This is a genomic window from Bacillus sp. FJAT-26390 (assembly GCF_001682865.1).
Classification (GTDB): Bacteria; Bacillota; Bacilli; order Paenibacillales; family Paenibacillaceae; genus Pristimantibacillus.
Genome location: NZ_MAQX01000011.1, coordinates 1,008,934 through 1,021,368 on the forward strand (window position 1 = coordinate 1,008,934; position 12,435 = coordinate 1,021,368).

At 46.8% G+C, this 12,435-nt stretch carries 3 protein-coding genes and 2 pseudogenes; all 5 read right to left on the minus strand.

Annotation, left to right across the window (positions count from 1 at the left end):
* Positions 1-491, minus strand: a 491-nt coding sequence (locus A7975_RS35665) for a 5'-nucleotidase (RefSeq protein WP_176707752.1), incomplete at both ends; no start/stop codon positions are given.
* Positions 492-754: 263 nt separating this feature from the next.
* A pseudogene (locus A7975_RS35465) lies at positions 755-3,306 on the minus strand (5'-nucleotidase C-terminal domain-containing protein); the annotation flags it as partial.
* Position 3,307: 1 nt separating this feature from the next.
* Positions 3,308-8,432: pseudogene (locus A7975_RS35470) on the minus strand (5'-nucleotidase C-terminal domain-containing protein); the annotation flags it as partial.
* A 430-nt stretch (positions 8,433-8,862) separates the two neighbouring features.
* Positions 8,863-10,632: an ABC transporter ATP-binding protein gene (locus tag A7975_RS16100; RefSeq protein WP_065385740.1), complete on the minus strand. Its 1,770-nt coding sequence runs from the start codon at positions 10,630-10,632 to the stop codon at positions 8,863-8,865.
* 12 nt (positions 10,633-10,644) lie between these two features.
* Entirely contained in the window at positions 10,645-12,387 is a 1,743-nt protein-coding gene (locus A7975_RS16105) for an ABC transporter ATP-binding protein (RefSeq protein WP_065385741.1), read from the minus strand.
* Positions 12,388-12,435 lie beyond the last annotated feature (48 nt).

Consider the following 12,435-nt stretch of genomic DNA (forward strand, 5'->3'; position numbering starts at 1 on the left):
CCTGCATCCTTCGCTGCTTTCATCGAGCGGTAGAAGTCGCCGCCGTTTGCCATGAAGGAGTTCGTTGCCACAAAGTAATATGCATTCAGATCGATTGGGCTATAGCTGCCATCAGCGTTTTTAATGTCAACTTTGACGATACGGCTGCCCTGTGTTACCAGCTTACCGTTTGCATCCAGCACTTCCGGCTGCTTCTTCGAGTCATAATAGTAGCGCATGCCCGAAACTTGCGGGAAACGGCCTTGTTTTGTATCGATTCCGCTTACGCCGTTCTCGAGCGCATCAACAATTTCCTGGCCCGTCATGCGAAGCGATGTCAGGTTATTGCCGAATGGCATAACCGTCAGCAATTCGCCCAGCGTGATGTCGCCATCCGTTTTGCCCTCTGCCTTTTGTTTAATCGACGTGCGAATTCCACCGCCATTTTGGATCGCTACAAAACCTTTTACCTCTAATTTCTTTAACTCTGGATTGCTGTTAACAAAGCTTTTNCCTTGCCCATTGCTGTTCGTTTAATCGACTCGCGGATACCTCCGCCATTTTGGATCGCTACAAAACCTTTTACCTCTAATTTCTTTAACTCTGGATTGCTGTTAACAAAGCTTTTTACTTTAGCGACCATCCCGTCCGTCATTAGATTTGCAAGGTTGGTTTCCTTAACGCGAGAAGGAGGGTTACCGCCTTCTAAATCCACATTCGTTTTGCCAATAACTTGTATTTCAGTATTAGCAATGCCCTCATTGTAAGGCTTCANGTTGCCGAATGGCATAACCTTCAGCAATTCGCCCAGCGTGATGTCGCCATCCGCCTTGCCCATTGCTGTTCGTTTAATCGACTCGCGGATACCTCCGCCATTTTGGATCGCTACAAAACCTTTTACCTCTAATTTCTTTAACTCTGGATTGCTGTTAACAAAGCTTTTTACTTTAGCGACCATCCCGTCCGTCATTAGATTTGCAAGGTTGGTTTCCTTAACGCGGGAAGGAGGGTTACCGCCTTCTAAATCCACATTCGTTTTGCCAATAACTTGTTTTTTAGTATCAGCAATGCCCTCATTGTAAGGCTTCAGCATTTCTAACGCTTCTGCATCCTCAGCATAACCGCTGATCGGCAGAAGCTTGCCATTCCATGCTGTCAACACGCCGCTTCCATTAAAGTCCAGATCCAAGCGGCCTAAATAATTGCCGTACTCTTCAGCTTGGACGACTAGCGTTGGCTCTTCTGCCGCATGGTAGACTACTGGCGCGTCAACCTTTGTATGGCTGTGTCCACCAACGATAACATCGATGCCGGTTACAGCTTCAGCCAGTTTTTTATCAAATTCATGGCCTAGGTGAGTCAAGGCCACGATTTTATTAATGCCTTCTTTTTGGAGCATTTTAACCGTTTCATCAGCCTTGGAAATGTAATTTTCGAACACGATATTTTCACCCGGCGAAGCAAGGAATTTCGTATCCTCCGTCGTTAGACCGAATATGCCGATCTTCTGGCCGTCTTTATCCAAAATGACCGCGTCGTAAATTTTGCCATTTGATGCCGGCTTTCCTTTTTCTTGCTCCGATACATAGCCGCTTAGTGCTGGCTCCTTGCTGAAATCAATATTGGAGCTTACAAACGGGAATTTCGCATTCTTTACAAAATCGGCAAGCACAGTTGGACCCTTATCGAATTCATGGTTACCGAACACCATCGCGTCATAACCAATCTTATTCATAAATGCCAAATCCGCTTGTCCTAAATATTTGTTAAAGAACAACGTTCCTGAGAATACATCTCCTGCATCAAGCAAAATGGAGTTTTTCACTTCTGAGCGAATCTCTTTAATCGCTGTGAATCTTTTGGCAATCGAATCAAGATGAGCGTGCGTATCATTCACATGCATAAGCGTCATTTTGAATGGTTCGCCTGGAATCGGACCGCCTTCCAAATCCGTAATACGGCCTTCAATTCCCGTATTAATCGTGCCCAGCTTCGAAATATGCTCGATGAACACCTCGTAATCAACTAGGTTCATTTCATACTGGCGCCCTGCATCCTTCGCTGCTTTCATCGAGCGGTAGAAGTCGCCGCCGTTTGCCATGAAGGAGTTCGTTGCCACAAAGTAATATGCATTCAGATCGATTGGGCTATAGCTGCCATCAGCGTTTTTAATGTCAACTTTGACGATACGTTTGCCCGCAGTTACTAGATGTCCGTTTGCATCCAGCACTTCCGGCTGCTTCTTCGAATCATAGTAGTAGCGCATGCCCGAAACTTGCGGGAAACGGCCTTGTTTTGTATCAATTCCGCTTACGCCGTTCTCGAGCGCATCAACAATTTCCTGGCCCGTCATGCGAAGCGATGTCAGGTTATTGCCGAATGGCATAACTGTCAGCAATTCGCCCAGCGTGATGTCGCCATCTGCCTTGCCCTCTGCCGTTCGTTTAATCGACTCGCGGATACCTCCGCCATTTTGGATCGCTACATAACCTTTTACCTCAAGCTTCTGTAATTCCGCATTGCTGCTCACAAAGCTTTTTACTTTTGCGACCATGCCGTCTGTCATTAGATTTGCGAGATTCGTTTCTTTCGCACGAACCGAATTGCGATCGCCATCCAAAAATACATTCGTTTTGCCGATAATCTGTTTTTTGATGTCTTCAATGCCCGCATTATAAGGCTTCAGCATTTCTGTTGCATCTGGATCTGCTGCAAAAGTCGCAATATCAAGCAGCTTGCCATTCCAATTCGTAAGCACGCCAGCTTGATTGAATTTAACATCCAATCGACCCAAATATTTGTTATACTCCTCTGCTTGTACAACAAGCGTTGGCTCTGCACCTGCATGAATCACCTTTGGAACATCAACCTTTGTATGGCTGTGACCGCCAACAATAACGTCGATACCAGCAACCTGCTCGCCAAGTACAAGATCAAAGTCATGTCCTAGATGAGTCAAAGCAACAATTTTGTTAATCCCTTTGTCTTGAAGCGATTTAACTGTTTCTTTTGCCTTCGCGATATAGTCATTGAAAACGATATTTTCGCCAGGTGAAGCAAGGAACTTCGTATCCTCCGTCGTTAGTCCGAATACGCCGACCTTCGTCTTATCCTTGCCAACCTCAATGATAATAGAGTTGTAAATTTTACCGTCTGCCGGTTCTGCACCGACCGCTTGCTCAGCGAGATATCCGCTCAGCGCAGGCTCTTTACTGAAATCAATATTGGAGCTTACAAATGGGAATTTCGCATTTTTCACAAAATCCGCTAGTACTGATGGCCCTTTATCAAATTCATGATTACCGAATACCATCGCGTCGTATCCTANCGCGAATCTCTTTAATCGCTGTGAATCTTTTGGCAATCGAATCAAGATGAGCGTGCGTATCATTCACATGCATAAGCGTCATTTTGAATGGTTCGCCTGGAATCGGACCGCCTTCCAAATCCGTAATACGGCCTTCAATTCCCGTATTGATCGTGCCCAGCTTCGAAATATGCTCGATGAACACCTCGTAATCAACTAGGTTCATCTCATACTGGCGTCCTGCATCCTTCGCTGCTTTCATCGAGCGGTAGAAGTCGCCGCCGTTTGCCATGAAGGAGTTCGTTGCCACAAAGTAATATGCATTCAGATCGATTGGGCTATAGCTGCCATCAGCGTTTTTAATGTCAACTTTGACGATACGTTTGCCCGCAGTTACTAGATGTCCGTTTGCATCCAGCACTTCCGGCTGCTTCTTCGAATCATAGTAGTAGCGCATGCCCGAAACTTGCGGGAAACGGCCTTGTTTTGTATCAATTCCGCTTACGCCGTTCTCGAGCGCATCAACAATTTCCTGGCCCGTCATGCGAAGCGATGTCAGGTTATTGCCGAATGGCATAACTGTCAGCAATTCGCCCAGCGTGATGTCGCCATCTGCCTTGCCCTCTGCCGTTCGTTTAATCGACTCGCGGATACCTCCGCCATTTTGGATCGCTACATAACCTTTTACCTCAAGCTTCTGTAATTCCGCATTGCTGCTCACAAAGCTTTTTACTTTTGCGACCATGCCGTCTGTCATTAGATTTGCGAGATTCGTTTCTTTCGCACGAACCGAATTGCGATCGCCATCCAAAAATACATTCGTTTTGCCGATAATCTGTTTTTTGATGTCTTCAATGCCCGCATTATAAGGCTTCAGCATTTCTGTTGCATCTGGATCTGCTGCAAAAGTCGCAATATCAAGCAGCTTGCCATTCCAATTCGTAAGCACGCCAGCTTGATTGAATTTAACATCCAATCGACCCAAATATTTGTTATACTCCTCTGCTTGTACAACAAGCGTTGGCTCTGCACCTGCATGAATCACCTTTGGAACATCAACCTTTGTATGGCTGTGACCGCCAACAATAACGTCGATACCAGCAACCTGCTCGCCAAGTACAAGATCAAAGTCATGTCCTAGATGAGTCAAAGCAACAATTTTGTTAATCCCTTTGTCTTGAAGCGATTTAACTGTTTCTTTTGCCTTCGCGATATAGTCATTGAAAACGATATTTTCGCCAGGTGAAGCAAGGAACTTCGTATCCTCCGTCGTTAGTCCGAATACGCCGACCTTCGTCTTATCCTTGCCAACCTCAATGATAATAGAGTTGTAAATTTTACCGTCTGCCGGTTCTGCACCGACCGCTTGCTCAGCGAGATATCCGCTCAGCGCAGGCTCTTTACTGAAATCAATATTGGAGCTTACAAATGGGAATTTCGCATTTTTCACAAAATCCGCTAGTACTGATGGCCCTTTATCAAATTCATGATTACCGAATACCATCGCGTCGTATCCTAGCTTATTCATAAACGCCAGATCTGCTTGACCTAAATATTTATTGAAGAACAATGTGCCCGAGAACACATCACCAGCATCAAGCAAGACTGAATTGGGTGTTTCATTCCGTATCTGATTAACTGCAGTAAATCGTTTTGCTACGTTTGCCAGATTGGCATGCGAATCATTCACATGCATAATCGTCATAGAGAATTCCGCATCTTTCTTAGTGGACAGATCCAGCTGCGCAAGAAGCGGATCATGATCGCTCACACGGCCCTGTTCTGTCGAGAAATCAGCATTAACATGTACAACGTCAATATTGGCGTTTGCTTCAATTCCATTGTCTACTAGAATATGATCCAATGTTTGCGAATTGCCGTCATAGATGTAGGAATATCGTTCCGAAACATCCAGCTTATCGACAAGGTTCGTTAATTCCGTACCTTTGATCTTGTTTAGCGTTCCAGAGAATTGGAAGTCATTAAAGTCCCCTAGTACAACTACGCTTGCTTCCGGGTCCTTCGTCGTCAATTCTTTCACGAAGCCGTTCACGGTTAACGCTTGCTTGGCGCGCTGCACCTCGCTGCTGCGAACAACAGGCTGAATTTCACCCCAAGGCTTGCCGTCTCCGCCTTTGGAATTCAAATGGTTCGCAATAACGATGACACGTTTTCCTTGGAAATTAAATTCTCCGACGAGCGGCTTACGGGATGAAGCAAAGGTAGAAGCATCCGCAGATCCAATCCGACCAGGATTTTGCGTTAGACCTCCGATTCCATCCACTTTAATCGACGTTTTAAAATCGCCTTTTACTCCTGGTGCGAGTGTTACTCGATCAGTATCGTACAAGAAACCGACTCGAATATTTCCTCCGGGCGCTCCGCCGTCCTTATTATTTTCTGGAGCAACATCGGTATATTTATAAGTAGGGCCGCCTTTCGATTTAATAGCGTCAATCAACGTTTGGAAGCTTTGGGAAGCATCCGTATTGCCAGTGTCTTTCTCACCGTCATTATCTTGAACTTCCATTAAACCGATAATGTCCGGCTGTTTCATGTTCGTTACGATAATCGAAGCGATTTTGCCAGCTTTCGCCGTGTCGGCAGGGCTGAAGTTTTCCACATTAAATGTAGCAATCGTCAGCTTGTCCGCATTTGGCTCAATGCTAGTTACCTTCTGCGTATTGCTGCTGCGGGTAATCGTTGGCAAAGCTTGCGTTGGCATCAGCTTATAGAGATCGCCAGCGTATTGAATCACGCCAACGATATTTCCGTTAAACGCATCACCCGTTTTAATTTCATCGCCTGCTGGCTTTGAGCCGCCAATATACAGCTTTTGCGGATTCAGGCTGCTGTCAGTAGGGTCTAAACCATTGCCTTCCAGCACGATACCGCCAAAAAAAGTTTTTACCGGATTATTTAATCCGTTGTCAAACGTAACCGGTGTTACTGCATTTGCATAAGGTCCTGTAATGCTAGGATTTTTCACTTCGACCAACATGCTCTCCAAGCTCTCGAAGAAGTCAATCGCATCAACCTCTGGATTAAACTTGGCGAAGCTGTCCGAATCGATTAGTTTCGGAACGATACGTCCTCCTGTACCAATCACTGTAGCTGTAGGAAGCGTATTATTGCTGGACAGCTTATTAATAGTCGTTGCATTAATTTGGGTTACTGTCAGGGATGGGCTGTTGCCAAATTCCTGTACTGTACCTGTCACGGAAACAGCATCCTTTACAGCAAGGCCATGCGCTTTCTTGTACACCTGAATAGCCTCGGAAGTATTCGGATTGTCATCCTGTTGATCATCAGGCGCCTGCATGAAGAAGGAATCCGTGCTGATCGAAGTTATGATGCCTGTAACATTTGAAACTTTTACATTATTATAGATCGACTTATGCGTCTCGCCTTGAATTTTATTGATTGCGATACCGTCCGTATTTCCCAATACCTTATACGTGAAGGTCGATACTTCGCTTGTTACCCCACCTGCTGTAACAACCGCTTTAATGACGGTATCTGCATTTACAACGATAGGACTAGCGTAAAGCGCACCAACCGAAGCAGTTGGCGTAGTGCCATCCGTCGTGTAACGAATAACTCCGCCTTCCGCAAGCGAACTTAATGAAACGGAAGCCCCCGCATTAATGCCGCCTGAAGGAATGCTCGCTTGAACAGCTAACCGTTTCTCGACAATATCAAGCGTATTGCGCGGCAGCAGCTCGAGGCCTACGCTGGAATGATACGTCATAACACCGGTAACCTGCTCAAACGTCTTTCCTGCGACAAATGAAGCATCCGAGGAATAAATAATAATTTTCCCAGCGCTTGCCGCATCCGTTGCCGTAACAACGCCGCTGGCGACACTCTCAACCGTTAAATTTTTCACCTGTACGAAGCGACCCTCGAATTTGTTTCGATTATCAGTCGTTTTGCCAAAGCTCGTAGAATCTACATTAACAGGCGCAGGGATAGCAACTGAACCCGTAACCTTCATATCATCCGCAGCTGCTTCTAATTGAAGCAAACCGAAATACTCCGTAAGCTTTCCGAAAGCTTCAATCGTATCTCCCGGCTGAACGGATACGCTGCTTGGAACTCTCACGATAATGCCATTAGTCGAATCTTGAACAAATAAATTATAATATGAACCAGACTCAGCACGATGAGTTACTGTTCCGCTGAGCGTCACGCTTGTACCAATTGCAGCCGCGCGAGCTGCCGCGATTGTAATTTGGCTCGTGATGCTGTAAGCAAATTCACGCAGTTCACTATTTGCCAAACCATCTTTCTTCGCAAAAGCATGAACCGTCGTTGGTCCATTAATTTCAATAGAGGTCACGCCCGGTTGATACCAATCAAAATCTTCCGGAGCGATCTGCGTATCTCCTGAGCCATATACGCTGTAGTAGACGCTAGCGCCAACCGTTGGCGTCGAAAGATGAATGATCGTGCCTGGTTGAACCGCTCCGGAGCTTACGTCTGCCGTTACAGCTTCAACGCCGTCAGAAATGACTCCATACGATGAATTCCGTGGATCTGGCGTGCCCACTTCGAAATCGGAATTGTTATTATTCGTATCTTGAGCACGATTGCCTTTGCGGATTGCTGCTGTAACATTCGTGAGCAGCGTTCCTGTAGGACCTGTGCCTTCGAATTCAGTAGCTGCACCATAGCCTACTAAATCAATAACCGTATTAGCGCTGTTGACCAGCTTCACCTTGCCGCTTGCCCCCGCCAAACTAAGATTGCCTGTTGCATCTGGGCTTGTCAGGTTTGGAGCTGCTGCATCAGCACCAGCAGCTTGTTGCGTTAAGTAATATTTTCCAGGTCCTATTTTACCCGATAATGGCATAAGATTGTTACCCGACGTCGGCCAAGATCCTGTTGCCGATGCGTAGATCAATGTCATCCCCGACAAGGAAATTTCATGATTGGTCGGATTATAAAGCTCAATGAAATCCTGTTTAAAGGTCGCTCCCGAGCCGTTACCCCCAGCACCATAAACCTGTGAAATAACGATATTATCCCCCGCAGGCGTTGCCTGTACAGGGCTGCCCAAGCTTCCAAACATACCGGAAACCAACAGAAGAGCGACTAACAGCATGCAGACTTGTTTCTGTATCCGCTTTACGATTCTCTGCATTCTAAATTTCTCCTCCCTTTAAACAAAAATGGTATTAAAGAACAATACATAACTATTATAGACTAGTGAAAATTTGTCATCACAATATCAACTTGAAATTAAGTTCCAGTAAACATGCACATTTGTTCATCGACGGCAAAAAAAATCCCCTTATCTCCATACATGCATGACATCCATAAACAGAATATTTGCATTGTTGAAGAAAGGGGTATAGCTTTGGGCCCAAAAGCTATTGGAGCCGTCTATTATTAATGTAATGTAAACTGACATATAACATATGAAAGAGTATACAGCGGATCGTATTTCCTGTCAATTGGTAGAATGTAATGATTTTCTAGGTATGAAATCCCGTAAAATATAACAAAAAGTACCATATATATGACATAGTTCGTCATACACACGGTACTTAGACAGAAATGATACGAAATCACTATTTTTTCATTGTGCTCACAGGCTCAGCCGAAGCCTTTTCACCCTTTTGCAGCTGATACATTTTGTAATACCTGCCCCCGAGCGCCATCAAAGCATCATGATTGCCGCGCTCGACGATCTCGCCGCGATGCAGCACAAGAATTTGGTCGGCATCGCGAATAGTGGACAGCCTATGCGCGATAATGAGCGTAGTGCGTCCCTGACTAACGACGCGCAGCGCTTGTTGAATAAGCCCCTCCGTCTCGCTGTCAATGCTAGCCGTCGCCTCATCCAATATAAGAATCGATGGATCAAAAGCGAGAGCTCTAGCGAAGGAAATAAGCTGCCTTTGGCCAGAGGAAAGCGTACTTCCGCGTTCAACGACAAGCTCATCATAACCGCCTGGCAGCTGTTCGATGAATGGCGCGGCGCCAACGTCCTTCAGCACGCTTTTAACGCGATCGATAGAAATGTCTTTATTGTAAAGACTGACGTTGAACTTGATATCACCGGCAAATAAATACGGATCCTGCAGCACGATGCCCATATGCTTGCGCAGCGCCTGCTTCGAATATGTCGAAATATCGCGACCGTCAATTGAGATAACGCCCTTATCCGGTTCATAAAAGCCTAGCAAAAGGTTCATAATCGAGCTTTTGCCGGAGCCCGTATGGCCTACCAAAGCGACGGTCTCACCCTTGCGCGCTTCAAACGAAATTTGCTTCAGCACGTTTTCGCCTTCTTTGTACGCAAAGGTTACTTGATCGAACTTCACGACGCCCTCTGGCCGCTTCACGTCCGCAACCTCCTCGACCTCCATGCCATCCATATCAAGTATCGCAAACACCTTCTCCGCCGATACGAACGCTCGCTGCGCATTCGTCAGCTGATCGAAAATACCGATAATCGGTTGGAAGATACGCCCCAGGTAGTCGATAAAGGCATAAAACACCCCGAACATGATAGAAGTCTCCAGAGACGCACGGCCAAAATACCAAATGACGAGCGCCGTCACTAGACTGCCAATTGTGCCCACAATGTTTCTGGATGACAAAGAGAAAACTCTAAACTGCTTAATTTGGTTGACGTACCGATCCTCATTCAGCACTTCGAATTCATCCAGCGTCACCTTCTCGCGGCGAAACGCTTGAATAATCGGCATGACGACAATCGATTCATTGATCATCGCATTCATATCGCTAAGCCGAGCCCGCATAATCGTAATGTAGCGCTTCGAATACTTCAAATGAATGACCATAATGAGCGCGAAGAGCGGCGGCAGGAGCAGACAGTACAGGGCCAGGCGCACATCCAAAATAAACAGCGCCGTAAAGATGCCGATCAACTGCACGAAGCTGACGACAAAGGTCGCCATGAAGCTCATGAACAAATCCCGTACAGCCTCCGTGTCGTTTGCTATTCTCGAAACAATCTGACCGATGGGCGTATTGTCAAAATAGCGCAGCGGTATCCGCTGGATGTGGCGCATTAAATCCATGCGCATGTTTTTAATAATTTGCAGCGCTGTCGATTGCAAAATGTACGATTGCGAGAAATTTCCGATGCTCGCAACGAGCAGCAATCCCATATACAGAGCAAGCAGCCAGAGAACAGGCACTAGATCGCTGCCTTCAACGTCCAAATGCTTATCAATGATCGTTTTTATAATAAAAGGTCCGCCAAGCTCAGCGCCTACTGCGCAGCAAAGAATGAGCAGCGCGCCGATAATTCTGAACTTATAGACGAGAGCATATTGGAATAGTCTTCTCGCCGTTGATTGCTTTGGCATTCTACAGCCTCCTCATTCTTCCAAGCTTGCTTCCATTTGCTGCCGTTCCCACTGCTCCTTGTACCAGCCCCCGAACAGCATCAGCTCTTCATGCGAGCCTTCCTCGATGATCCTGCCTTCATTCAGCACGATGATCCAATCCGCATGGCTAACGGCAGAAAGACGATGGGTGTTGATAAACGTTGTCTTCCCTTCGCGCTCCAAGCGAATGTGATGCAAAATCCGGCTCTCGGTTCTCGCATCAACGGCCGACAACGAATCATCCAGCAGCAATATTTCCGAGTCTACGAGCAGCGCCCGCGCTATTGCTAAACGCTGCTTTTGTCCGCCCGACAGCATGACGCCATTTTCGCCAACAATCGTCTCTAGCCCCTCAGGCATCATCGCAATATCCTCAGTAAAAGAGGCCATTTCTACCGCGCGGGCAACTTCCTCAGGCGTCGCATTTGGCTTGCCCAGCGCGATATTTTCTCTAATTGTTTTGGATAAGAGCAGATGCTCCTGCGGCACGTAAGCAATCCAGCGTCTCATCTGGTCGATCGCGATTTGCTCTACAGGCACGCCTGCTACGAACAACCGCTCCTGATCAAGCGGATATTGGCGAAGCAGCTGCTTCAGCAGCGTGCTCTTGCCGCTTCCCGTTTTACCTACGATCCCAAGCGTCTGGCCTCGTTCAAGCTGGAAAGATACCTGATCCAAGCTAGGATGGCTTGCGGTAGGATAAGTAAAAGTAAGCTGCTTCATCTCAATGCTCGTAGGCACTGCGACCGCAGCGAGCTTGTCCGCGTCCTCCAGATCCGGCTTTTGCGTAAGCGCCGTGTCCAACCGATCAGCCGATGCGCTTCCGCGCTGCAGAACGTTAATGAACTCGCCGAAGGAGATCATCGGCCAAATAAGCATGCCTAAATAAATATTGAACGAAATCAACTGGCCAAGCGATATTTCGCCTTGGAATACGAGATAGGAGCCATAGCCAATGCCAATCGAATAGCTCACGCCAACAATCAACGAAATGATCGGCTGGAACAATGCGTTTAGTATCGATACCCGTTTGTTTTTGAACATCACATCAGAGGTCACTTTATCAAATGCGGAAAGATCATCGTTCTCCTGCACGTACGAGCGAATAACGCGTATGCCGGAGATCGATTCCAGCGCATGATCGTTCATTTTGCCAAAGGAGGCTTGCGCATCCAAGAACCTTGTCCTCACTTTTTTGCCAAGCTTGCTAATCACGACTGCCAGCAAGGGCAGCGGAATAAGGGCAGCAATCATTAATTTGTAGCTGACCAGCGAAATCATCATAATCACGACAACCGACGCGCCAACGAGCGTATTGACGAGAGTCATGACGCCGTAGCCTGCCGTTTGTCCGATTGCCAAAATATCGTTCGTTGCGAGCGCCATTAATTGCCCCGTGCTGTTGCGCTGAAAAAATGCAGGCGTCATCCGCGTCAAATTCGCAAGCAGCCGTCCCCGCAGCACTTTCTCGACAAGCGCCGAATTGCCAAACAGCGTCGTGATCCATATGTAAACCATGACGTAGAGCATCAGCGAAAGCCCGATAAGCAGCAGCACCGTCTGGGACAAGCCTGCCGAAGTGAGCTCCCCTTCACGTATATGATCGACCGTCTTCCCAATAAGATTGGGCGGTATCGTGGACAGCAGGCTGACTAACGCCATGATGCTGACGGCTATTACATAGCTCCCCCACCGATCTTTAAAAAACCATCGCAAGCGATTTACAAAAGACATCATATCCCCCTTTTCCTGTTGCCAAAATGGCTTACTGCATGCAGCATA